Genomic DNA, 23,135 nt, shown 5'->3' on the forward strand with positions numbered 1-23,135 from the left:
CTCTCCCCCCTTTCCCCCCTTTCCCTCTTATCTTCATCATTTTATAGTTCACTCAAATAACTATAATTTCTGAGGGGCTTCTCTTTTCTGATAAAATCTTAATGAAATTTTAAAATATGTAAATAAACTTAACAATATAATGAAAATTTTAGTTGTAGGTGGTACAGGTACGCTAGGCAGACAAATAGTCCGCCATGCCATAGATAAAGATTACCAAGTGCGCTGTTTAGTCAGAAATAATGGAAAAGCGAGTTTTTTGAAGGAATGGGGGGCGGAATTAGTAAAGGGTGATCTTTGTAAGCCAAAAACGTTAACATCTGCTTTAGAAGGGGTTGATATTGTTATTGATGCGGCAACAGCAAGGGCGACAGATTCTCTCAGAATCCAAGAGGTGGATTGGCAGGGTAAACTTAATTTGATTGAAGCCTCTAAACAGGCAAATATTAAGCGCTATATTTTCTTTTCGATTCTCAATGCTAAGGATTTTGAAAATGTGCCTTTAATGGATATTAAGCATTGTACGGAGTTATTTTTACAAGAGTGTGGTTTAGATTATACCATTCTCAGATTAGCCGGATTTATGCAGGGTTTAATTGGGCAATATGGTATTCCTATTCTGGATAATCAAGCGGTGTGGGTAAGCGGTGAAAATACTCCTATTGCTTATATGAATACTCAAGATATTGCTAAATTTGCTGTTAAAGCGATCGAAATCCCTGATACTAATAATAATATATACCCTGTGGTGGGAACTCGATCGTGGACTGGGGAGGAAATTATCCAACTTTGTGAGCGATTATCAGGCAAACAAGCGAAGATTTCTCGTATTCCCTTAAATTTACTGCGGTTTTTGCGTGGTTTTACCCGTTGGTTTAAATGGACTCTCAATATTTCTGATAGACTAGCCTTCGGGGAAGTGTTAGCTAGTGGTAAACCCATGAATGCAGATATGACAGAAATCTATCAAACTTTTCAACTTAATCCCGAAGAAACTACTACTTTAGAAGCCTATATGCAGGAATATTTCGATCGAATTATGAAGAAAATCAAAGAAATCGATTATGAAAAAAGTAAAATGAAAAAACGCAAAAAAAGCAGTTTCTTTAAATAGTGAATAGTTGATAGTTAATAGTGAATAGTGATACAGTGAATAATAGATATTTATAAATGGATAGTTATTAATTTTAAATTTTCAATTCTCATAATCGCTTTAGCCGATTTTTGCTATAAGCCTTGTCAATTTATTGCAAGGCGGTTAATGATAACTTTATCAGTCTGCAAGACGGTTAATGATAAAATCCGAAAAATCTCTAAATCTTAATTATTAATGACTCTGAATTGCAAGAGATTGCTTCGTAACCTCGCAATGACTAAATTTTATTTTTAAATTAATTATGACAATAACTCAAGTAAAAACTATTGCTGATGAGGTTAGGGGAGATTTTCCTATCCTTCATCAAAAAATTCACGATAAACCCCTAATTTATCTTGATAATGCAGCAACATCCCAAAAACCAAACGCTGTTATCGATGCTTTACGTCATTACTATGAATATGATAACGCCAATGTCCACCGAGGGGCGCATACTCTAAGCGGAAGGGCTACGGATGGGTACGAAGGTGCTAGAGATAAAGTTGCTAAATTTATCAACGCCAAAAGTCGTAATGAGATTGTCTATGCTAGAAATGCCAGTGAAGCTATTAACATCGTTGCCTATACTTGGGGTTTAAATACCTTAAAAGCAGGAGATGAAATTATTTTAACAGTAATGGAACATCATAGTAATATTGTTCCTTGGCAAATTATCGCCCAAAAAACAGGCGCAATTATTAAGTTTGTAGAATTAACCCCTACTCAGGAATTTGACTTCAATCACTATCAATCCCTCTTATCCGATAAGACAAAATTAGTGTCAGTTGTTCATGTTTCCAATACTTTAGGTTGTATCAATCCTGTTAAAAAAATCATCAATTTAGCTCATCAATACGGTGCTAAAGTTTTAATTGATGCTTGTCAGAGTTTACCCCATTTGTCGATCGATGTACAACGGATGGATTGTGATTGGCTTGTAGGTTCAGGACATAAAATGTGTGCTACTACGGGTATCGGCTTTTTATACGGTAAGGAAGAATTATTATTAGAGATGCCTCCTTTTCTCGGCGGTGGCGAAATGATTGCAGACGTATATTTAGATCATTTTACCTGCGGTGAATTACCCCATAAATTTGAAGCGGGTACACCAGCCATCGGGGAAGCCATTGCTTTAGGGGCGGCGGTGGATTATCTTACTAAAATCGGCATGGAGAATATTCATCATTACGAGGAAGAGTTGACGGCTTATCTTTTTAAACAGTTAAACGAAATACCAGACTTAGAAATCTATGGGAATCAACCCACTGCTGATGGTAAAGGAAGGGCGGCTTTAGCTTCTTTTAACGTTAAAGATATTCACTGTAGCGATTTAGCCACACTTTTAGATCATGAAGGTATTGCAATTCGATCGGGTCATCATTGTACCCAACCCTTACACCGTTATTTAAACATATCGGGAAGCGCCAGAGCAAGTCTCTATTTTTACAATACTTTTGCGGATATTGATGCTTTTATTGTAGCCCTTAAAGGTTCGATCGACTTCTTTCGCCAAATGGAGGAATAATTAACAATTAACAATTAACAATTAACAATGAATAAAAAAGTTCAATTTATTGAACGATACCATATTAGCCGTGTAATAAATTACACGGTGAGCTATTGATTAACACCCAAAAATCAATTCAATTTTCTGGATTATTAACCATCTCCATCAATTGACAAAAGAAGGGTTAAAACCCTTACTACGAACAATTCAAATTAATAACACCTTTTAAAGTATAAAAAATTATGTTGCGAAAAATTCCTTTAGCATTAGTCGGTTTAGTGGTAGGCTCAATCTTAACAGTAATGGGATTTTATGCCTATGCTGTTGGTAACTCTACCCTCAACTTAGCAGGGTTTTTCTACGGTATTCCCTTGTTATTAGGGGGTTTGGCTTTGAAAGCCGCCGAGTTAAAACCCATACCTTTTGCAGAAGTTACCCCCCCCGAAGTTGTTGCCTTGAGAAATGAAAAGGCGACGGATACTCAAAATCAATTAAGAAAAGATGTCACTCGTTATCGTTACGGGCAAGAAGCTCATTTAGATGATGCTTTACAACGTATTGGCTTAAGTCCTACAGATGATGAACGACCAATTTTAACTAAAATAAAAGAGACTAATATTAATGATCATTATGCGCTGATTTTAATTTTTAATTCTCCTTTAATAACCTTTGAACAGTGGTTAGAAAAACAGGAAAAAATTACTAAATTTTTTGGTCCAAATATTACTGTTGATATTGCCAAAAAAGATGATAATTTTATCGAATTAGCGTTAATTTCTGTTTTATAATTAACTGCCTTCAATTAATTAAATTTAACTACCTACTTATAGATAAAAATATGCCTTTAATTAAAGTTAAAACCTCAATTTCTCATCCCGAATCAGATATAGTTAATGATTTATTAACTAATTTGTCAGCAAAATTAGCAAAACACTTAAGTAAACCTGAATCCTATGTAATGACAAGTTTTGAGTCAAATATTCCCATGACTTTCGGCGGTACTTTTGAGCCTGTTTGTTATGTGGAAATCAAAAGTGTAGGCACTATGAGTGCTAATCAAACTAAAGCCATGAGTCAAGATTTTTGTACAGAAATTAATCAAGTTTTAACTATCCCTAAAAATCGAATTTATATAGAATTTAACGACTCTAAAGGTTATCTTTGGGGCTGGAATGGAAGTACATTTTAGTTAATAGTGAATAGTGGAGAATTATTAATTGTTAATTATTAATTGTTGATTTTCTATGAATATCATTCGTATTTTTGCCATCGCAACTAATGGTTTTAGAGAAGTAATTAGAGATCGTATTTTATATGTTCTTGCTTTTTTTGTTTTATTATTAGTCTTAGCGTCTCGTATTTTACCCCCTATCGCCGTCAGTGCCGATGAAAAAATTTTTTTAGATTTGGGAATTGGTGCTATAAGTTTATTAGGTTCGATCGTGGCGATATTTGTAGGTACTGGATTAATAAACAAAGAAATAGAAAAAAGAACAGTCTTAATTTTAGTACCAAAACCTCTTACCAGTACAGAATTTATCATTGGCAAACACTTAGGTTTATCAGGAGTTTTAATCGTCTTAGTAGCCACCATGACAGGGTTTTATTTTGCGATGATGAGTCTGTTAGGCATGAATTACCCTTTACAAAGTTTATTGATTGCAATTGGGTATATTCTCTTAGAATTAATGCTATTAACTGCTATAGCTATGACATTTGGTGTGTTTACCAGTTCTATTTTAGCAACCCTTCTTAGTTTTGGGGTGTATATTATGGGACATTTAACTAGAGATTTGTTACAATTAGGTAAAATCACTGAGAATCCGGGCATAGAAAGACTTACAAAAGGGCTATTTTTAATTTTGCCAGATTTAGAAAGATTAAATTTAAAAAATGAAGCGGTTTATAATATTTTACCTAGCACTGGTGAATTGATAAATAGCTTAATTTATGCCATTTTATATATAATTCTTTTATTAACCATCACTATCACTATATTTTCTCGTCGTCAATTCTAAGTAAGAGGATGCTGAAAAAGTCTTTTGGTGAAGGTAGGCAAAGAGGCAAGAGGCAAGAGGCAAGAGGCAAGAGGCAAAAGTAGTATTATTCTCCTAGTCTCCTAGTCTCCTATTCTCTTAGTCTTCCCTCTTTCTTTTATCGATATTCTCCTTCATTTTAGCTCAGTAAAACCTTACAAAATATGGATAATAACCTAATTTTAGACAGAGTTAATATTAGAGAAATTCATGACAATTTATTGTTGTTATTAGAAAGTGTTGATGACATTAATATTTTCTGTGAGTCTTGCGTTAAAATACTCGCTCAATATTTAAAATTAAAGTGTTTAATGTTGGCTATTCCTCATCAAGATAAAATGGAGGTAGTTTATCAATATCTTGATCATAATGAATCAACTCAATATTTATCCCGACTTTTTGAAATTATAACCTCTGATTTTGATAATTTAGATCATCATTTTGAGATTTATTTCGATCGAACTTGTTATAAGTATATCAATATTGATGATAATTTAAAAAATAATAATATCAACTATTTATATCTTTTACCACTACATTATAAAAAAAGATATTTCGGAAATATATTAATAGGAATTGAGTATTTTTTATTATCAGACAATGAAGTAAAAAAAATCTTCACTTTAATATGCAAATATTTAGCTATTTATCTTTATCATAAAGAATTAGAATGTCGAGAAAAAGAGATTCAGAAAAAAGAAGAAATATTAACTAAAAATAAAATAAACCAAAGTCAATATTTATCACACATGAATCACGAATTACGCACTCCGATTTCTGCGGTGATAGGCTTTGCTAAAATGTTGCAACAACAGTTATACGGTGAATTAAATCCCAAACAAATTCAATATGTAGAGGCAATTTATCAATCAGGAAAGTACTTATTAGATTTAATTAATGATTTATTAGATTTGTCAAAAATTGAAGCTCAAAAAGAGGAATTATATATCGAAAAAATATTAGTCCATGAGTTATGTGAATCTTGTTTAGCCTTAATTAAACCAAAAGCTGAAGAAAAAAAACTAGAGTTAATTTTAACTATTGTCGATCGAGTGGAATATTGTTATATTGATTATCGTCGCATTAAACAAGTTTTACTAAATTTATTATCAAATGCGGTTAAATTTACTGAAAAAGGCTCAATTACTTTAGAGGTTAAACAAGATAATCATAACTTATTTTTTAGAGTTTTTGATACGGGAATTGGCATAAAAAAAGAATCACAACACAAATTATTTCAACCTTTTTCTCAATTAAATACTCCTCTCCATCGACAATGTAAAGGTACAGGATTAGGGCTATTTATTTCCAGAGAATTAGCAAAACTTCATGGAGGAGATATTACTTTAATATCAGAAGAAAATCAAGGTAGTTGTTTCACATTAAACCTTCCGCAAAAACCCAGTTGAATAAGGGAGGACAAATCTAAGTTTACTGATAAAGAAAGGCAAGAGGCAAAAGTTAATATCCGTCTTAGCTTATCAATATTTTTTGAAAAGGGTTTTTTCAAAGCCGGGGTAAAATTGCATTTTATAACCATTAAAAATAGCTAAATTTCTTGTTAATTATAGTTTTCAGTTATACCAAATTTCGAGAATAAAAAAATCCTGATTTAGTTTGGCTTCTTGATAAGATAGTGTAAAAATAGTTCTTCTTTTATTTGTTTTACTTCTATTAACTTTAGCTCGATCGAACTGCTAAATAAATTATTATCTAGTAGATTAGTGGCGTTTTTATGTCCGATAATTAAAGGACAAATTGTTAACCATAAATCATCAATTAAATTTTCTTGTAAAAGAGAAGATATTAACTGACTTCCCCCTAAAATAGCAATTTTGTGATAGTTTAAAGCATAAATTTTTTTTAAAATATCCTGCCAATTAAAGGGATAATCAAAAGTAAATATTTGCTCAAAAAAACTAGCATTATTTTCGCTGTTAAAAGTCTTAATTTGTTCTTGCCAATATATTAAACCTCGATTCGTAGTTAACAATCCACGATGTAAAGGTTGCGAAAAAAAAGGTATATCAGGAGGAATATTTCCAGAGGGAGAACAAACAATATTTAACGGTTGTAATGGTTGATTTTTTTTCTGTCTTTTTGCTAACAAATAAGGATTTTTAATTACTAAACTTGTACCGTAGGCTCGTAAAGTATTACCACCAAAAATAATGGCATCATATTCAGATATTTTACTTTCTAAATGCTCTAAATCGGCTTTACTACTAAATCTAGCAGGTTTATCCGATGCTATGCTGATTTTACCATCGACACTCATAGCCACGATCGCACTTAGACTAGGTAATTCAGGGTTTATGGTATTAATTTTTTTGTTGCTCATTGGTTGGTGAATAAGTCGTAAAAGCTATTAAAATCAAGGATTAAGACACTATAGATTAACAAAAAGGTAGGCAATTTTGATTATTTTTTTACACCAAAGAGGAGAGATGATTATGATTATATCAGCCCGTAAATCCCATAAAAAAGAGAGGTTAAAATATGACGACTATTATAGTCAAAGCTAATAAAATTCCCCCCATGACGGAAGAAAGAATGAAAGAAATTGAGGCAATACCAGATGAAGATATTGATTTCTCTGATATACCTGAATTAGATGATGAATGGTTCAAAAAGGCTCAATTAGTGGATTATTCCAAAGGCGAAAAATATAAACCATTAATGAAAAACCCTTGATACCTTGTTTTTTACCCTAATTTTAACCAATAAACATGGTGGGCAATGCCCACCCTAGAGTCATTTTGGATTGCAAACTAAGCCCGTTTTAGCTTATCCTCAATTTATCATTGATTATTCTCCATCAATTGTTGCTCAACTATTGATTAATTTCTATTAATATTTTTTCTCCCTCTAAATTGAAAAAAGCTATCCATGAACAATTTTAATATCCCCTTGTTTAATAATATGATTGTTTGAAAAATTACAATAATATCAATTATGAAAAAAGACCTTAAGGAAAGTGAGTATTTTTTAGAAACTGAAGCCACTAGAGTTAGAGTTTTGAGTGAGGCGTTACCCTACATACAAAAATTTGCAGGACGTACGATCGTAGTAAAATATGGCGGAGCGGCGATGAAAGATGGTACTCTGAAAGAATATGTCATTAGAGATATTGTCTTTTTAGCCTCTGTGGGAGTACGTCCTGTAGTTGTTCATGGAGGCGGTCCCGAAATCAACACTTGGTTGACAAAATTAGGCATTGAGCCTCAATTTAAGGACGGTTTAAGGGTAACGGATGCCGCTACTATGGATGTAGTCGAAATGGTATTGGTGGGAAGGGTTAATAAAGAATTGGTAACGATGGTTAATAATGCTGGGGGCAAAGCCGTTGGTATCTGTGGCAAGGATGGTGATTTAGTACTAGCTCGATCGGTCGATCGAGAAAAAGTCGGTTTTGTGGGAGAGGTAATGAGTGTTGATAGTAGCCTCGTGGAATCTTTAGTTAAAAGTGGTTATGTTCCTATTATTTCTAGTGTAGCGGCTGATGTGGATGGTCAAGCACACAATATCAATGCGGATACTATTGCAGGAGAAATCGCCGCCGCTTTAGGTGCAGAAAAATTAATCCTCTTGACGGATACCCCCGGTATTTTAGAGGATTATAAAGACCCTTCTACTTTACTTTATAAACTATCGATTCAAGATGCAAGAGACTTGATCGATCGAGGTGTGGTCGGCGGTGGTATGATTCCTAAAGTTACTTGCTGTGTTCGATCGTTAGCACAAGGAGTAAAAGCTGCGCATATCATCGATGGCAGAATACCCCATGCGTTGTTACTAGAAATCTTCACCGATGACGGTATTGGCTCAATGATTGTACCGTAATGAAGAGAGACAGAAAGACTCTGATGAGGTTGGGTTTAATATATTAAACCCCTACATCCCTCATTCTTCATTCTTCATTCTTCATTCTTCATTCTTCATTCTTCATTCCTAATTGTTTTCTAGTAAAGACTTAAACTCTTTTCGTAACCATTGGACATTAGCAACTCTAGCAACAATCAAATTTTCTTCCTGAGATTTTTCTAAAGTTTGCTTCCATTGATTAATGGTTTCTTCTTGGTGTAACCAAAAATCTACGATCGTTTCTACGACTTGATCCCAATTCCAGTCTGGTTTTTCAAGGATCATTTCCGTAGATTGGATGAAACTATCTAAAGTACATTGATAACTTGCCAGATAGGCTTTACTACGGAGGGGATTTTGTTCAACTTTTTGTTGATAATAAAAAAAATCTAAAACGGGAGTAATTCCGACAATATCAAAGGAATAGGACATAATTAATGATCTTCTCCTCAATGTTAAACGACAAAAGTTATTAAAATTTTTAACTAAAATTCAATAATTTAATTAATTGTTAAATTTAGCAAGTTTAAGACTTATTCTAGCGAAAGTTTTTGAGAAAATACTGTTATTTATGAACATTCCTTAATTGATTAATGGTGGAATATTGGCTAAATCTAAAATTTGGGGAATTAAATCTTCTCTTTTGACAGCCATTAAATGCACTCCCTGACAAATATCTTTGGCTAAATTAATTTGTTCGGCGGCAATTTTCATCCCTTCTTCTAATGGTTTATCAGCTTTTTCTAGTCTTTTAATTATACTTTCTGGTATGTGTACCCCCGGCACATTTTTATTAATAAATAACGCATTTTTTGCACTTTTTAATAGAAATATTCCTGCTAAAATTGGCTTATTAAAACCTACGGCAATTTGATTCATAAACAAATCTAGTTTATCAAAATCTGTTATTAATTGGCTTTGGAAAAAATTAGCTCCTGCATTAATTTTAGCTTCAAAACGACGCTGTAATCCTGACCAACTTTTGGATTGAGGATCAACTGCGGCACCAGCAAACAAGTTTAAATTACCATCAATTAGGGGTTTATTATTAATATCAAAACCTAAATTTAATTTCTCAATTAACTTTAATAATCGCACGGATTCTAGTTCAAAAACTGCTTTTGCTTGAGGATGATCTCCAGCTATAATAGGATCACCCGTTAAGGCTAAAATATTTCTAATACCTAAACTATAAGCACCCATTAAATCTCCTTGTATTCCAATTGAATTTCTATCTCTCCCCGTAACTTGACAAATAGGTTCTAGCCCTTGTTGTAATAATAAGTAACAAGGTACGATCGAGGACATTCTCATTACGGCACGACTACCATCGGTAATATTAACAGCATGAACACGATTTTTCAATAATTGAGCAACTTCAAGCATTCGTTGAGGGTTGCCTCCTTTTGGGGGGGTGACTTCTGCGGTGATTAAAAATTTTTTGTCGATGATAGCCTGTTTAAAATTCGATGTCATGGAATTGAGAAATATTGAAAAATAAGATATGAATAATAGACCTAAGACTATGTAAGCATATTTCTTGCCATTTTAGTTTTAATTTTTGCGTATAAAATTAGCTCTTGTACTTTTATTATGATAAATTTGTCTAAAAAAAGGTTATAGATATTAAATATTAGGTAAAATAAAAACTCCTTTTATTAACACAAGATTAAATTCGATCGAATCTATAAATTATCATCATTTTAAAAAGTATAATGTTAGACAGTAATTGGACAGGAAAAATTAATTTAGTTTATGAATATCAAGAAAGTAAAACTAAACTAAAATTAGCTTATCATCAAGCACCTTTTAAATTTCAAAGATTATTTTATCCCGAAGGAAATAGTATTTGTCATAGTCTAATTTTACATACCGCAGGAGGTATTGTCGGCGGTGATATACTGAATCAAAATATTCATTTATTACCTAATTCCCAAGTTTTTATTACCACTCCTGCCGCTACAAAAATTTATCGTAGTCAAGGAAAAAAAGCCCTTCAAGACATAGTTATTAAACTAGAAAATGATACTTATTTAGAATATTTACCTCAAGAATCGATCGTTTTTAATGAGTGTCAATATCAACAAAAAATAAGGGTGGAATTGAATGATAATAGTACATGGTTAGCATGGGAAATCATCCGTTTTGGCAGAACCGCCCAAGGTGAAACCTTTACTCAAGGACAGTGGCTCAATTATACTGAAGTATGGCATCATCATAAACCTTTATGGATCGATCGACAATCATTGCAAGGAGATTGTCACCTTTTTCAGAGTATTAACGGTTTAGCTTGTCAACCTGTCGTGGGTAGTCTAATATTAATCTCTACCGATAAAAATAAAGATGTCATAGGAGAAATCCGAGCATTAATTAACTCTCAATTTAAGGATTTAATTATCGGGGTGACTACTTTACAACAAGGGTTATTGTGTCGTTATCATGGAAATTCTGTGAGTGAGGCGAAAACTTGTTTAACGGCTATATGGCAATTATTAAGACAAAAATATGGTAAAAATTTCTTCAATAAATCTCGCTTTTGGCAATAAATCAATTTTCTTCTGTCATTGCGAGGCACGAAGCAATCCTTTTTGAGTAATAGACATCTCCAAAAAAGATTTTTTGTTGGTTTGTAGTAAGGGCTTCAGCCCTCTAAATCAGAATTAAGGTTGAAGTCTAATGAGTAATGACGTTTTAGGGTGTTAATCCATAGCCACCGTGTAATATTTTACACGTCTAATATATTTGCGTTCAATAAATTGAACTCCATATTTTGTCATTGCGAGGTAACGAAGCAATCTCAACAAATTATTTTATCTATAAACATAATAAAATTTATTTTTTCTCCTATTATAAAACTCAATGAATTTGGAAAAATTAATCCCTATACCTACCCATAATGACATAAAATCTCACGATGATCCTATTTTATTTTCGTTAATTATTCCTACCTATAATGAAGGGAAAAATATTAGAAATTTAATAGAACAAATTACTCAATTATTAGAGCAAATTATACCTAATGAATATGAATTAATTATAGTTGATGATGATAGTTTCGATCGAACTTGGGAAATAGCCTTAGAATTAACGGAAGAATACCCCTGTTTAAGGGTAATGAGAAGGGAAAAAGAAAAAGGATTATCAACGGCGGTGATAAGGGGTTGGCAAGTGGCGCGAGGGGAAATTTTAGGAGTCATTGATGCGGATTTACAACATCCTCCCGAAACCCTCTTAAATTTATGGAAAGAAATACAAAAAGGTGCTGACTTAGCCGTAGCCAGTCGTAACGCTGAAGGAGGAGGGGTTAGTGATTGGAGTATCTTAAGACGTTTCCTATCCAGAGGCGCACAAACTTTAGGTTTAGTCATATTACCCGAAGTAATCGGTAGAGTTTCTGATCCCATGAGTGGTTATTTTTTAGTGCGTCGCCGTTGCTTGTTGGGGTGTCGTCTTAGTCCTTTAGGGTATAAAATCTTAGTGGAAGTTTTAGGAAGGGGTAAAATTGGCTGGATTGCAGAAGTTGGTTATGTTTTTCAAGAGAGACAAGAAGGAGAAAGTAAAGTTACCAAAAAACAATATATCGACTATATTCGCCATTTAATTCGTTTAAGATTGTCTCTATGGCAAATTACCCGTTTTATTCGTTTCGGATTAGTGGGGTTGAGTGGCGTATTTGTGGATATGACATTTTTATATCTTCTTAGTGATCCTACCACTTTAGCATTACCTTTAACCCGTAGCAAAATTATAGCGGCAGAATTAGCAATTATCAATAATTTTCTCTGGAATGATGCTTGGACATTTAAGGATATTTCCCTAAAACAACCGGGTAAACGCAAAAAAATTAAGCGATTAATTAAGTTTAATATTATCTGTTTAGGTGGTTTAATTCTTAATGTTTTATTACTCAATTTCTTCTTTAATGTGTTTGGTTTAAATCGCTATATTGCTAATTTAATTTCGATCGCATTGGTGACAGTATGGAATTATTGGTTAAACTTAAAATTAAGCTGGAGAAGTACTGAGATTTCTTAAATAGATAATAATATTAAAACTCTTCCCTTTTCCCTCTTCCCTCTTCCCTCTTCCCTCTTCCCTTTCTTTATCAAAAGACTTTTTCAACACCCCCTAACTATTGACTATTTCATAAACAAAATTAAACGTTACCCAATTATTTAAGTCTAAGGCATAAACATCGCTTAAATTACTCACTAAATTACTGGTAATATTACTCCCTAAATGTAAATCTTGTAAAATTGCTTTGGCAATCATAACTGGATTGTCTAATAAAATTATTTGTTCATTATCTGGTTTTATTTCAGCAGTTTTATATATTTGATTTAAAGTTTCATTAAAAGGTGATTTTGCACAAATTAATATTAATTCTCCTATGCCTTTTTCTCCATTAAATAACCATTTTAAAGGATTGGTATTTTCTGGAATTAAAATAGTTTCTTTCCCTTTCATCATTAACAAATGAGGAGAAAAATAAGCAATAGGTTGACGAGAAGAATTAATGCCTAATAAAATATAGTATAAATCATAGTCATTTTTATTATTAATTGTTACGGTAAATTGGCTACCTAAAGGAATTGTTATTAATAATTTTTCTTGATTATTGATAGAATTTTTTGAAGAAATTAAGGGTTTTTTAACTTCTGTTTGGTTAGTATTTTGAGAATGAATAAATGTTTTATTCTCATGCTGAATTTTAAGGTTAACATCAAGGGATAAATCAGATGATGATGGATTATTAAAAGCCAGATGTAATAATTTTTCTGCTAAGGCAACTTTAAACGCTGGGGTTAAACGTTTGACGGCAGAAGATACTGCTTCATTAGCTACTTTTGGATAGGTATTGGGAAAGAGTATTCCCGCCGTGGAAAATAAACCATAACCTTCGATAGAATTATTGGGATTCGTAAATTTTCCCAAAATACAATCGGCAAAATTATCCCCTAAATTTACTACCGATTCTATATTATTTACTGCACTTAATGCACTGGTGGCATCGACTTTTTCTATTTTTTCTAAACTGTTATTTAAGCCGACACTTAACCCTGTATTTCGATCGATCACTCGTATAGACTCTTGTACAATTAAACCGTTACTAATTAACTCTTTTGGGGTATTAATTAAAACTCCTTTTGCTTTATTGCCTTGAATAGAATTAATTAAAATAGTAATAGATTTTTCGTTATTTATTCCAGTAAAGTAAGAGTTATTTTGGTAATTATATAAAACTAATAATGGCAATCCTAATAATTCCAATTCTACGATATTAGGTTCATTAAAATTAGTAATAATAGCTTCTCCTTGAGTATTATTCATCAAGGGTAAATTATATAAAAATTGATTATTATTGTTGAGAGGAAAGAAAATTTTTTCGCCATTACCACTAGCTAAAGCTACTTGAAAAGCAACTTTTTGCATTAAATTTAAGTTATCAATTTGATGACAATTTTGCCATAAAGATTGAGTTAAAGCGTAGGTAAATAAACCGACATGAAAATTTAAGCTATTTATTTCCACGGCGATGGAATCTGGAGAAGGAGATAAAATTAAACCCGATAGGGAGTTATTCTTTTTTGGTAATAGTGCATTAAATTCTGTTTCTTTTTGACTAATAATAGAATTTTCTGAAGATTGATAACTACGCAGAGAAAATTGATTACTTAAAGATGGAGTAGAAGAAATAAAGCTAGTATCGAGAATAAAAGTATATTTATTCGTTGGTAAAGATTGGGCTAATTTAACAATAGTATCGAATAAAATATCGTCAACAAAATTATTTTTAGGTTTAATACTATCATAGGTAATTAAGCTATTTTGAGGAGAAGATTTATCATCCTTTAGTTGTACTTGACGACCATAACCGCTAAAGTGGAAAATAACCACATCATTATTTTGGGCTTGTTGAATTAAATGTTGCTCAAAAGTCTCTAAAATATTTTCTCTAGTAGCTTTTCGATCGAGTAAAGTAATAATATCAGCAGGTAAAAAACCAAAACGATGAATAAGTAGCTCTTTTTGTAACTCAACATCAGTAGTACATCCCCTTAAATTATTACCGTGAGAATATTGATTAATCCCCACTAATAAAGCTAATTTGCGAGAGGGAGGAGTGGCATAGGCATTATCATCAGCAAAAAAAATACTATTGTTTAAGACACCCCAAGAAGTGAGACTAATACCGATACTTTGTAAAAAATTGCGTCGGGAAAATTTCATGGCGATCGCTTTTCCGTAAAAATGAATAATAATATTATAGGGGTTAAAATCAAGAAAAGATTTACTGCCATGACGTACAGGCAAAATACAAGGCAAAATACCCTCAACTATAAAAATAATCCGATAACGATTAAGCTAGTTTGCATTGAAGTTTACTGGTGATGGTAGGGAAAAGGGAAGAAAGAGTTAAGAGTTAAGAGTTAAGAGTTTCAGTCATTTTCACAAATTAATAAAAAATGTAAGTTTTAAATGCGTCTTAGCACAAATTATCTCCTCGTTATATCTTGACAAACTTAGACTTGAAAGTTCACCATATTAATATCAATCAAACTATACGCCTAGTATAACTAAATAGATGCTACAAACCATTAATGTATTTACCAAACATAATAAAAAATTGGTTTTGGCTGTAATCGGAGTTGGGATACTGATAACAGGTGGAATAATTATTTATACCCTTCGTCAAACTAACTCAATATCATCATATTCAGAAAATCCCGTTAATCAACCAGCACCCATTACTTCTGTTAGTGCTTTAGGAAGAATTGAACCATCAGGGCAAGTAATACGAGTAGCACCATCGCCTAATATGGGTGGTGCAAAGGTAGGGCAATTATTGGTGAAAGAAGGAGATGAGGTAACACAAGGGCAAACTATTGCTATTCTTGATGATTATGAGACGAAAAAGGCTTCTGTGGCAACCGCAAAAACCGATGTAGAAGTAGCTAGGGCGAATTTATCGATCGTACAAGCAGGGGCAAAACAAGGGGAAATTGAGGCTCAACAAGCAACTATTAAAAGATTAGAAGCTCAATTACAAGGAGAAATTGCCACTAATAAGACAAGGTTGTCTCGACTGAAAGCGCAATTAAACTCAGAAAAACTGGAAAAACAAGCCACTATTCAACGGCAATCCGCCGAGTTGGAAAATGCAAGGGTAGAATGGCAACGGTATCAACAATTAGCCTCAGAAGGTGCTATTTCTCAATCGGAATTAGACCAAAAAAAATTGATTTATGATACAGCAAGGGAAAGATATGGAGAGGCGAAGGCTAGTTATGATAAAACCGTTAACACCTTGAATGAAGAAATCAGGGAAATTGAAGCTATATCTGTGCAAAGTGTTAATACTTTAGAAAAACAAATACAGGAAGGAAGGGCAACCTTAGCTAAAATTGAGGAAGTAAGGGAGGTTGATGTTAATAAAGCCCAAGCTGAATTAAATCGATCGATCGCACTATTAACCCAAGCCGAAGCAGATTTAAAACTAAGTTATATTAAAACACCCTCTGACGGACAAATTATTGATATAAAAGCCTATGAAGGAGAAAATATCGATATGAGTACAGGAATAGTAGAATTAGCAAATACCAAGCAAATGAGGGTAATTGCAGAAGTCTATGAAAGTGATATAAATAAAGTTAAATTAGGACAACAAGCGGTAATTACTAGCGAAAATGGAGCATTTGCAGGGGAAATCAAGGGGATAGTAGTGGACATTGGCAGACAAATCGGTAAAAAAGATGTGCTAAATACTGATCCTGCCGCCGATGTTGATGCTAGAGTGGTAGAGGTGAAAATTGATGTCCGTGCCGAAGATACCAGCAAAATAGCTAGTCTAATTTATTCTAAAGTATTAGCAAGGATTTTATTAGACATCGACCCTCAAAATAATGTCAAAAGTCAAATGTAGGGGTTGAATAATATTCAACCCTGTCTTAACCAATTAACTTAGATACAAACTAGCTCCGACAATGAAAATTCCTCTAGCATGGTTACAGTTAACCCGTGAAAAAGTTAGATTTTTGATTGCTTTAGCAGGTATCAGCTTCGCTGACTTGTTGATGTTTATGCAGTTAGGCTTTAAAACGGCGTTGCTAAATAGTGCCGTAAGAATGCACCAAAACATCGAAGGAGATGTATTTTTATTAAGCCCTCAATCTATGGCTTTAATTAGTATGACTAACTTTTCTTCTCGCCGTTTATACGAAGCATTATCGGTGGAAGGAGTTGAATCCATTACCCCTATATATGTAGGTTTTGCTAACTGGCGCAACCCTGTCGAAAAAAATACCCGTCAAATTATGGTGATAGGGGTTAATCCAAAAGATAACGTTTTTGACTTACCCGGATTAGATGAGAGTTTCGATCGAATTAAGTTACCTGATGTTATGCTGTTTGATGATCAATCTCGCCCTGAATATGGGCAAGTTGCAGAAATTTTTAACTCAGGCAAAGAAGTTAAAACGGAATTAGCTAACCGTCAAATTACCGTAGGTGGGTTATTTTCTTTGGGTACGACTTTTGGCGCAGATGGTAACATTATCACCAGTGATTTAAACTTTTTAAGGTTATTTCCTAATCGAAAAAAAGGACTAATTGATATAGGGGTGATTCATCTGCAACCCAATACGAATAGTGATGCCGTTATTGCTACCTTGAAAAATAAGTTAAATGAGGGGGATGTGTTAGTGTTATCGAGGGATGAATTTATTAATTATGAGCGAGAGTATTGGGAAACTAGCACCCCCGTTGGTTTTGTCTTTGGTTTGGGTACTATCATGGGTTTAATTGTGGGTACTGTCATCGTGTATCAAATCCTTTATACTGATGTAGCGGATCATTTGCCCGAATATGCTACCCTCAAAGCGATGGGTTATAGTGACAATTATTTATTAGTGCTAGTATTTCAACAGGCAATTATTTTGGCTTGTATTGGTTTTATCCCCGGTTTAGTCTTTTCTACTCTACTTTATCAAAGTGCCGCTAATGCTACGGGTTTACCAATTTTCATGACAAAATCTCTTATTTTCTTTGTTTATGTGCTTACTTTGTTGATGTGTTGTTTCTCAGGTGCGATCGCCGTTAGTAAATTAAAATCTGCCGATCCTGCGGATATATTTTAATATACTTAGGTTAATATATCAAGAATAAATAATGTTTTTTACTTCTTCTAATACTTCAGTAATTTCGGGTTTTTGACAACTAATTACATCATTTGATAAATGTTTATGATGAGGAAAAGTAGAAAGATTAGGAAAATGGGGGGTGCTATCATAACGAAAAATTAGCCTATTGTGTTCATCTTGAAAATGATAACGATAATCGAGAGTTTTTAATTTATTTTCAGAAACTATTATTGCCTCATTTATTTCCAACAAATATTTATGATTAAATCTTAATCTAATTTTGATATTTGCTCTTTCTGTGGTTAAAATTTCCTCTTTATAATGTTCAATATCAACATTTCTGAAATGGTTAATTACTTCTTCTATTTGATTTAGATAATCGGTTAAAATTTTAGGCGGCAACATAGTTTAATTTTTGTGATAATTCTTTATGTAAAGCAAGATAATGTTGGTAATCATTAGCCCATTCTACAAATAAAACATCATCAGACAATAATCCCTGATTATATCGGTGGAAAAATTCTTCTGAATCCATGTTTTGTTCAGTCTCATACATACTTAACCTTTTGGCAACCGCAATTAAAGCATCTAATTTAGATGTATATAAAATAGTTTGTTTTTGCATTATACTTGAGATAAATAATAAATGATTAGTTATTTAATTTTACATTATATACATTAGTGATGAACTTTATACAGTAGTTATAATGGACTAAGTATAACAATTCAAAAATATACTGATATTATAATTATCCTAATTTTTATTTTACAAGAGGTTTAATAACAATAATTATGAACATACAAAAAGCTGTGTTAGATAACTTAAAAGACTTAAGTATTGATAAACAGAAAACAGTATTAGAGTTTGTGAAATTTCTAAAGTATCAAGAAAAAAATCAGCCTATCATCGACTTGAATTTCAAAGGATTATGGGAGGATTTAAATTTCTCTGTTAACGAAGATGATATAGCTACAGCTAGACAAGAAATATGGGCTAACTTTGGTAAGGAGATTGAGCTATGAATGCAGTAGTAGTTGATACTCATACAGCTATTTGGTATTTTTTACAATCTCCTAAACTCTCGGAAACAGCACGAAAAACCATCGATTCTGCTTCTAAAATTTACTTGAGTAGTATTACTATCATCGAGATAACTTATTTAACAGAAAAAGGAAGAATACCTGAATTAGCATTAACAAGATTGATTAATGCCTTAAATCAAGTATCAAGTAATTGGCAGTTATAGCTATTGATTTAGACATAGCCTTAAGTTTACCAAAAATCGATCGTCAAGTAGTGCCTGAAATGCCTGATAGAATTATCACAGCTACGGCACTGTATTTGAACTTACCTTTAATTACTCGTGATACAAAAATTACTGCATCTATTGTTCCTACTATATGGTGAAACGTTATGAAAACAGAATTATTTATCAATGTCTAGTTTTTAAATTCATTTTTTTATTAATTTCACTGTCACGAATCTAACCAACAAAGTTTGAATAAATAAAGAGAAAATTTATCATGTTACTACTCAATTCTGAATCTAATCCAGTTAACAATAATACTAATGATAATGATAAAGTTGTAGAAATCACTAACTTGGATTTTTATTTTGGTAGTGGTGCATTAAAAAAACAGATTCTATTTGACATTAATTTAACCCTCAAAAAAGGGGAAGTAGTGATTATGAAAGGACCTTCAGGTTCTGGTAAAACTACATTATTAACTTTAATGGGTGCATTACGATCGAGCAGTCATGGTAGTTTAAAGGTATTTGGAAAAGAATTAGTCAATGGGAAGGATAAATTATTAATCGAAACACGGTGCAATATTGGTTATATTTTCCAAGCCCATAATTTACTTAAATCTCTCACGGCAAGACAAAATGTGCAAATGTCGATCGAACTACATAATCATATCTCAAGTAAGGAAGCCAAGTTAAGATCGATCGAGATGTTAAATGCGGTAGGATTAGGAGATCATATTAATTATTATCCCGAAAATCTGTCAGGGGGACAAAAACAACGGGTAGCCATCGCCCGTGCCTTAGTCAGTCACCCGAAAATGGTACTAGCAGACGAGCCTACGGCGGCATTAGATAGCAAATCAGGGCGTGATGTGGTGGATATTATGGAAAATTTAGCCAAAAATCAAGGTTGTACTATTCTCATTGTCACCCATGACGATCGAATTTTAGACGTAGCCGAAAGAATTATCGAATTAGAAGATGGACACCTAATATCTAATCTAAGTGAACTATAATGATGATGATAAGAGGGGGAAGACTAGAACACTAGAAGACTAGAAGACTAGAAAAGAAAATTATTTCAAAAATTACTCTTGCCATTCTTAATTCCTAATTCTTACTATTCTGCAAATTGAGTTAAAATAAAGTACCATTATTCAAGGAAAATTTATCAACCATCGAGGAAAAAATGGGAACTTTCGCATCTATTAAGGAATTACGTCATAGTCGTATATTTTGGCATGGTTTTGCGGTAGGTTTCACCATTAATTTTGGTTTCTTTGCTTTTTTAATCGGTCAATGGCTTGAATTTGATAAGATTTTACCATCTAATGTGACTGAGGTGGTTAATTACGATCGACCCAATACCCTGACTATTAAAGCCCAAGATAACACCATTCTCGCTCAATTTGGTGATCTCAGTCACAAGAGAAAAAAAATTACGGAGATTCCCGAAAAACTGCAACAGGCTTTTATTGCCATTGAAGATAGTCGATATTATCAACATAACGGAGTCGATGTACAAGGTATCGCGCGCGCTACCATGACTAACTTTCAATCAGGAGAAGTAAGAGAAGGGGGAAGCACTATTACTCAACAACTAGCGAGAATCGTTTATTTAGATCAAGATCGTAGTATAGAAAGAAAGCTCAAAGAAGCAGTAATTGCCCAAAGAATCGATAATCAACTCAGCAAAGAAGAAATATTACAAGCCTATCTTAACTTAGTCTATCTTGGTTCAGGTGCTTATGGAGTAGGAGATGCCGCCCATCGTTATTTTAGCAAATCCTTAGATGAACTTACCCTTCCTGAAATAGCAACCATTGCAGGAATTACCCCAGCGCCTAGTCTTTATTCTCCCCTCGAAAATCCTGATAAGGCAAAAACCCGTAGAAATCTAGTCTTAAATCGCATGGCACAACAAGGCTATATTACCGCCGAAGAAGCCCAAAGTGCGATCGAAACCCCCTTAGAAGTAAAATCAAGCCCCTTAAAAAGACATATTCGCAGAGCTCCTTATTTTGTGGAATATATACAAAAAGAAATGGGCAAATACGTCAGTCGAGATATATTAGCACAAGGAGGAATAACGATTAATACCACCCTTAATCCTCAATGGCAAGAAGTAGGCGAAGAAGTGGTAGAAAATGCTGTTAAACGTTATGGAAAATGGCAAAGATTCACTCAAGGCGCATTGGTAACTATTGATCCTCGATCGGGAGAAATCCGTACAATGGTAGGAGGGGTGGATTTTGCCAAAAATCAATTTAACCGAGTCACCCAAGCGCAACGGCAACCCGGCTCAACATTTAAACCCTTTGTATATGCTACTGCTATTGCTGGAGGAATGTCTCCAGAGAAAAGCTACTTAGACGCACCCTATGTAGTAGATGGATATGAGCCTAAAAACTACGGTGAAAGTTATCGGGGGGATGTTTCCATTGCCCAAGCCTTAACCTCCTCCTTAAACGTGGTTGCAGTAAAAAACCTGATTGATGTGGGTTGGAATCCTGTCATCAAAGTCGCACAAAATATGGGCATACAATCCCCTCTCTTACCCACTTACTCTTTAGCCTTGGGCGCTTCGGAAGTCAACCTTTTAGAATTAACAAGTGCTTATGGTACTTTAGCAAATCAAGGACAACATATACAAGTTCACGGCATTAAAAGCATTGTCAATGCCAAAGGAGAAATTCTCTATGAAGCCAAATTTCCATCTCAAACCGCCTTAGACAAAAATAGTGCTAATATCACAACGTGGATGTTGCAAAGAGTTGTACGATCAGGTACAGGAGTACCCGCCCAGATAGGGCGCCCCGTAGCAGGAAAAACAGGCACATCCGATAAAGCAAGGGATTTATGGTTTATTGGTTATATTCCTCAATTAGCTACTGGAATATGGGTAGGTAATGATAACAATGGAGAAACCAGAGGAAGTAGTGCCATAACGGCGCAAATGTGGCGTAATTTCATGTTAAAAGCCACAGATAAAATGCCCATTCAGAATTTTGGACATCCCCCCGGTAGATTAGTTTTAGATAAACCTACCATTAAATTAGAGCCTCTTAAACCGAGAGAAAGTTATCATAAAACAACCCTTGTGCAAGAAACTCATCAGGAGTTATCCCAAGAAAATCGCCGTCGTCGCCGTCGCCGTAGAGACAATACTTAATGGATAATGGTAAAGAGAGAGGGGGGAGAGGGGGAAGAAAATACCAAGAATAAGTCAGCACTTTTTAAGACAAAAATCAAGATTTATAAGATTGCTTCGTTTCCTCGCAATGACAAAATAGGATTATCTTTGCATAAGTCTTAATTAACTATCCACTATTCACTATTCACTATTTACTATTCACTATTCACTAATTATTTATTATTTTCTATGATTGAAAAAAAATTACAGGATTTACAAGATATTTTTCGTACTATGGATAAGGCTTTAATTGCTTATTCAGGCGGTATTGATAGCACTTTGGTGGCAAAAGTTGCCTATGATGTCTTAGGCGATCGAAGTGTTGCGGTTACAGCAGTATCACCTTCTTTATTACCCGAAGAATTAGACGAAGCCCAAGAACAAGCTAAGATAATTGGTATTAACCATGAGTTAATCGAAACGGAAGAAATGAGTAACCCTAACTATACCTCAAATCCCGTTAATCGTTGTTATTTTTGTAAAAGTGAACTTCACGACAAGCTCAAACCCATTGCCTTAGAAAGAAATTATCCCTATGTAGTGGATGGAGTCAATGCCGATGATTTACAAGATTATCGCCCAGGTATTCAAGCGGCAAAAGAAAGGGGCGCTCGATCGCCTTTAGCAGAAGTTGGTATAACTAAAGTAGAAGTCAGAGAAATGACTAAACTTTTGGGGTTGTCATGGTGGGATAAACCTTCTCAACCTTGTCTCTCCTCTCGTTTTCCCTATGGTGAAGAAATTACCTATGAAAAATTATACCGTGTCGGTAGAGCAGAAATTTATCTTAGGAAGTTGGGTTATAGTAATCTGAGGGTGAGGTTCGATCGAGATACCGCTAGAATAGAACTATTACCCGAACAAATCAAAGAATTTATAGTCGAAAATAATCTCCCCGACATCGTTAGTCATTTTCAATCATTAGGATTTACTTACGTTACCCTCGACTTGGAAGGTTATCGCAGTGGCAAACTTAATCAAGTCATTGACAATCAAGAAGTCGGAGTCTAATAA

24 protein-coding genes are annotated in these 23,135 nt (G+C 33.7%); 18 read left to right on the forward strand and 6 right to left on the reverse strand.

Annotated elements, in window-relative coordinates:
- The first annotated feature begins 139 nt into the window (after positions 1–139).
- The 6 genes from ACN4EE_RS10435 (at position 140) to ACN4EE_RS10460 (ending at position 6,084) form a co-directional block, all read left to right on the forward strand.
- Complete coding sequence (locus tag ACN4EE_RS10435; protein WP_431706384.1) at positions 140–1,111, forward strand: SDR family oxidoreductase; 972 nt, start codon at positions 140–142, stop codon at positions 1,109–1,111.
- Positions 1,112–1,394: 283 nt separating this feature from the next.
- On the forward strand, positions 1,395–2,657 hold the full coding sequence (locus tag ACN4EE_RS10440; protein WP_431706385.1) for a SufS family cysteine desulfurase: 1,263 nt from the start codon (positions 1,395–1,397) through the stop codon (positions 2,655–2,657).
- 224 nt (positions 2,658–2,881) lie between these two features.
- Complete coding sequence (locus tag ACN4EE_RS10445) at positions 2,882–3,427, forward strand: DUF2854 domain-containing protein (RefSeq protein WP_431706386.1); 546 nt, start codon at positions 2,882–2,884, stop codon at positions 3,425–3,427.
- 50 nt (positions 3,428–3,477) lie between these two features.
- Complete coding sequence (locus tag ACN4EE_RS10450) at positions 3,478–3,828, forward strand: phenylpyruvate tautomerase MIF-related protein (RefSeq protein ID WP_431706387.1); 351 nt, start codon at positions 3,478–3,480, stop codon at positions 3,826–3,828.
- Between the two features lie 55 nt (positions 3,829–3,883).
- The gene (locus ACN4EE_RS10455) at positions 3,884–4,657 is read left to right on the forward strand and encodes an ABC transporter permease (protein ID WP_431706388.1); all 774 of its coding nucleotides are present in this window, start codon (positions 3,884–3,886) and stop codon (positions 4,655–4,657) included.
- 182 nt (positions 4,658–4,839) lie between these two features.
- The gene (locus ACN4EE_RS10460; RefSeq protein WP_431706389.1) at positions 4,840–6,084 is read left to right on the forward strand and encodes a sensor histidine kinase; all 1,245 of its coding nucleotides are present in this window, start codon (positions 4,840–4,842) and stop codon (positions 6,082–6,084) included.
- A gap of 203 nt (positions 6,085–6,287) precedes the next feature.
- On the opposite strand, the gene ACN4EE_RS10465 is transcribed toward ACN4EE_RS10460, so the two are convergent.
- Positions 6,288–7,016 (reverse strand): RibD family protein, encoded by a 729-nt coding sequence (locus ACN4EE_RS10465; protein ID WP_431706390.1) that lies wholly within the window; start codon positions 7,014–7,016, stop codon positions 6,288–6,290.
- 158 nt (positions 7,017–7,174) lie between these two features.
- Here ACN4EE_RS10465 and ACN4EE_RS10470 point away from each other — a divergent pair, with 158 nt between their 5' ends.
- Positions 7,175–7,369: a hypothetical protein gene (locus tag ACN4EE_RS10470; RefSeq protein WP_431706391.1), complete on the forward strand. Its 195-nt coding sequence runs from the start codon at positions 7,175–7,177 to the stop codon at positions 7,367–7,369.
- Between the two features lie 261 nt (positions 7,370–7,630).
- Positions 7,631–8,518, forward strand: a complete 888-nt coding sequence (gene argB, locus ACN4EE_RS10475; protein WP_431706392.1) for an acetylglutamate kinase — start codon at positions 7,631–7,633, stop codon at positions 8,516–8,518.
- Between the two features lie 108 nt (positions 8,519–8,626).
- On the opposite strand, the gene ACN4EE_RS10480 is transcribed toward argB, so the two are convergent.
- Together ACN4EE_RS10480 and ACN4EE_RS10485 are read right to left on the reverse strand one after the other, a co-directional pair.
- Positions 8,627–8,971: a hypothetical protein gene (locus tag ACN4EE_RS10480; protein WP_431706393.1), complete on the reverse strand. Its 345-nt coding sequence runs from the start codon at positions 8,969–8,971 to the stop codon at positions 8,627–8,629.
- Positions 8,972–9,121: 150 nt separating this feature from the next.
- The gene (locus ACN4EE_RS10485) at positions 9,122–10,015 is read right to left on the reverse strand and encodes a methylenetetrahydrofolate reductase (protein ID WP_431706394.1); all 894 of its coding nucleotides are present in this window, start codon (positions 10,013–10,015) and stop codon (positions 9,122–9,124) included.
- Between the two features lie 239 nt (positions 10,016–10,254).
- Between ACN4EE_RS10485 and ACN4EE_RS10490 the strand changes: the two genes are divergently transcribed.
- Positions 10,255–11,085 carry an urease accessory protein UreD gene (locus ACN4EE_RS10490; RefSeq protein ID WP_431706395.1) on the forward strand — a complete coding sequence of 277 codons (831 nt, stop codon included), beginning with the start codon at positions 10,255–10,257 and terminating at the stop codon, positions 11,083–11,085.
- 313 nt (positions 11,086–11,398) lie between these two features.
- Positions 11,399–12,574, forward strand: coding sequence for a glycosyltransferase (locus tag ACN4EE_RS10495; protein WP_431706396.1), 1,176 nt, complete (start codon positions 11,399–11,401; stop codon positions 12,572–12,574).
- Between the two features lie 93 nt (positions 12,575–12,667).
- On the opposite strand, the gene ACN4EE_RS10500 is transcribed toward ACN4EE_RS10495, so the two are convergent.
- The gene (locus ACN4EE_RS10500; protein ID WP_431706397.1) at positions 12,668–14,866 is read right to left on the reverse strand and encodes a caspase family protein; all 2,199 of its coding nucleotides are present in this window, start codon (positions 14,864–14,866) and stop codon (positions 12,668–12,670) included.
- A gap of 259 nt (positions 14,867–15,125) precedes the next feature.
- Between ACN4EE_RS10500 and ACN4EE_RS10505 the strand changes: the two genes are divergently transcribed.
- Both ACN4EE_RS10505 and devC read left to right on the forward strand, forming a co-directional pair.
- A complete protein-coding gene (locus ACN4EE_RS10505; protein ID WP_431706398.1) occupies positions 15,126–16,463 on the forward strand; it encodes an HlyD family efflux transporter periplasmic adaptor subunit in 1,338 nt (445 codons plus the stop codon).
- Between the two features lie 61 nt (positions 16,464–16,524).
- Positions 16,525–17,676, forward strand: coding sequence for an ABC transporter permease DevC (gene devC, locus ACN4EE_RS10510; RefSeq protein WP_431706399.1), 1,152 nt, complete (start codon positions 16,525–16,527; stop codon positions 17,674–17,676).
- An 18-nt stretch (positions 17,677–17,694) separates the two neighbouring features.
- Here devC and tumE read toward each other — a convergent pair whose 3' ends face one another.
- Both tumE and tumA read right to left on the reverse strand, forming a co-directional pair.
- A complete protein-coding gene (gene tumE, locus ACN4EE_RS10515; RefSeq protein WP_431706400.1) occupies positions 17,695–18,084 on the reverse strand; it encodes a toxin TumE in 390 nt (129 codons plus the stop codon).
- Positions 18,071–18,304: an antitoxin TumA gene (tumA, locus tag ACN4EE_RS10520; RefSeq protein WP_431706401.1), complete on the reverse strand. Its 234-nt coding sequence runs from the start codon at positions 18,302–18,304 to the stop codon at positions 18,071–18,073. Before tumA ends, tumE begins: the two co-directional genes overlap by 14 nt.
- A 167-nt stretch (positions 18,305–18,471) precedes the next feature.
- Here tumA and ACN4EE_RS10525 point away from each other — a divergent pair, with 167 nt between their 5' ends.
- From ACN4EE_RS10525 to larE, 6 genes are all read left to right on the forward strand, one after another.
- A complete protein-coding gene (locus ACN4EE_RS10525; RefSeq protein ID WP_431706402.1) occupies positions 18,472–18,702 on the forward strand; it encodes a hypothetical protein in 231 nt (76 codons plus the stop codon).
- Positions 18,699–18,926: a type II toxin-antitoxin system VapC family toxin gene (locus ACN4EE_RS10530; protein ID WP_431706403.1), complete on the forward strand. Its 228-nt coding sequence runs from the start codon at positions 18,699–18,701 to the stop codon at positions 18,924–18,926. The genes ACN4EE_RS10525 and ACN4EE_RS10530 overlap by 4 nt, the downstream gene beginning before the upstream one ends.
- Positions 18,914–19,087, forward strand: coding sequence for a hypothetical protein (locus tag ACN4EE_RS10535; RefSeq protein WP_431706404.1), 174 nt, complete (start codon positions 18,914–18,916; stop codon positions 19,085–19,087). The genes ACN4EE_RS10530 and ACN4EE_RS10535 overlap by 13 nt, the downstream gene beginning before the upstream one ends.
- A gap of 116 nt (positions 19,088–19,203) precedes the next feature.
- A complete protein-coding gene (locus ACN4EE_RS10540; RefSeq protein WP_431706405.1) occupies positions 19,204–19,944 on the forward strand; it encodes a DevA family ABC transporter ATP-binding protein in 741 nt (246 codons plus the stop codon).
- Positions 19,945–20,117: 173 nt separating this feature from the next.
- Positions 20,118–22,100 (forward strand): transglycosylase domain-containing protein, encoded by a 1,983-nt coding sequence (locus ACN4EE_RS10545; RefSeq protein WP_431706406.1) that lies wholly within the window; start codon positions 20,118–20,120, stop codon positions 22,098–22,100.
- Positions 22,101–22,310: 210 nt separating this feature from the next.
- The gene (gene larE / locus ACN4EE_RS10550; protein ID WP_431706407.1) at positions 22,311–23,132 is read left to right on the forward strand and encodes an ATP-dependent sacrificial sulfur transferase LarE; all 822 of its coding nucleotides are present in this window, start codon (positions 22,311–22,313) and stop codon (positions 23,130–23,132) included.
- The last annotated feature ends 3 nt before the right edge of the window (positions 23,133–23,135 follow it).

It is taken from the genome of Geminocystis sp. CENA526 (assembly GCF_050753365.1).
Taxonomy (GTDB): domain Bacteria; phylum Cyanobacteriota; class Cyanobacteriia; order Cyanobacteriales; family Cyanobacteriaceae; genus Geminocystis.

What these genes read in the sequence shown, in the direction of transcription:
- ACN4EE_RS10435 (WP_431706384.1), top strand. Translation starts at nt 140, where the DNA reads ATGAAAATTTTAGTTGTAGGTGGTACAGGTACGCTAGGCAGACAAATA.
- ACN4EE_RS10440 (WP_431706385.1), top strand. Translation starts at nt 1,395, where the DNA reads ATGACAATAACTCAAGTAAAAACTATTGCTGATGAGGTTAGGGGAGAT.
- ACN4EE_RS10445 (WP_431706386.1), top strand. Translation starts at nt 2,882, where the DNA reads ATGTTGCGAAAAATTCCTTTAGCATTAGTCGGTTTAGTGGTAGGCTCA.
- ACN4EE_RS10450 (WP_431706387.1), top strand. Translation starts at nt 3,478, where the DNA reads ATGCCTTTAATTAAAGTTAAAACCTCAATTTCTCATCCCGAATCAGAT.
- ACN4EE_RS10455 (WP_431706388.1), top strand. Translation starts at nt 3,884, where the DNA reads ATGAATATCATTCGTATTTTTGCCATCGCAACTAATGGTTTTAGAGAA.
- ACN4EE_RS10460 (WP_431706389.1), top strand. Translation starts at nt 4,840, where the DNA reads ATGGATAATAACCTAATTTTAGACAGAGTTAATATTAGAGAAATTCAT.
- ACN4EE_RS10465 (WP_431706390.1), bottom strand. Translation starts at nt 7,016, where the DNA reads ATGAGCAACAAAAAAATTAATACCATAAACCCTGAATTACCTAGTCTA.
- ACN4EE_RS10470 (WP_431706391.1), top strand. Translation starts at nt 7,175, where the DNA reads ATGACGACTATTATAGTCAAAGCTAATAAAATTCCCCCCATGACGGAA.
- argB (WP_431706392.1), top strand. Translation starts at nt 7,631, where the DNA reads ATGAAAAAAGACCTTAAGGAAAGTGAGTATTTTTTAGAAACTGAAGCC.
- ACN4EE_RS10480 (WP_431706393.1), bottom strand. Translation starts at nt 8,971, where the DNA reads ATGTCCTATTCCTTTGATATTGTCGGAATTACTCCCGTTTTAGATTTT.
- ACN4EE_RS10485 (WP_431706394.1), bottom strand. Translation starts at nt 10,015, where the DNA reads ATGACATCGAATTTTAAACAGGCTATCATCGACAAAAAATTTTTAATC.
- ACN4EE_RS10490 (WP_431706395.1), top strand. Translation starts at nt 10,255, where the DNA reads ATGTTAGACAGTAATTGGACAGGAAAAATTAATTTAGTTTATGAATAT.
- ACN4EE_RS10495 (WP_431706396.1), top strand. Translation starts at nt 11,399, where the DNA reads ATGAATTTGGAAAAATTAATCCCTATACCTACCCATAATGACATAAAA.
- ACN4EE_RS10505 (WP_431706398.1), top strand. Translation starts at nt 15,126, where the DNA reads ATGCTACAAACCATTAATGTATTTACCAAACATAATAAAAAATTGGTT.
- devC (WP_431706399.1), top strand. Translation starts at nt 16,525, where the DNA reads ATGAAAATTCCTCTAGCATGGTTACAGTTAACCCGTGAAAAAGTTAGA.
- tumE (WP_431706400.1), bottom strand. Translation starts at nt 18,084, where the DNA reads ATGTTGCCGCCTAAAATTTTAACCGATTATCTAAATCAAATAGAAGAA.
- tumA (WP_431706401.1), bottom strand. Translation starts at nt 18,304, where the DNA reads ATGCAAAAACAAACTATTTTATATACATCTAAATTAGATGCTTTAATT.
- ACN4EE_RS10525 (WP_431706402.1), top strand. Translation starts at nt 18,472, where the DNA reads ATGAACATACAAAAAGCTGTGTTAGATAACTTAAAAGACTTAAGTATT.
- ACN4EE_RS10530 (WP_431706403.1), top strand. Translation starts at nt 18,699, where the DNA reads ATGAATGCAGTAGTAGTTGATACTCATACAGCTATTTGGTATTTTTTA.
- ACN4EE_RS10540 (WP_431706405.1), top strand. Translation starts at nt 19,204, where the DNA reads ATGTTACTACTCAATTCTGAATCTAATCCAGTTAACAATAATACTAAT.
- ACN4EE_RS10545 (WP_431706406.1), top strand. Translation starts at nt 20,118, where the DNA reads ATGGGAACTTTCGCATCTATTAAGGAATTACGTCATAGTCGTATATTT.
- larE (WP_431706407.1), top strand. Translation starts at nt 22,311, where the DNA reads ATGATTGAAAAAAAATTACAGGATTTACAAGATATTTTTCGTACTATG.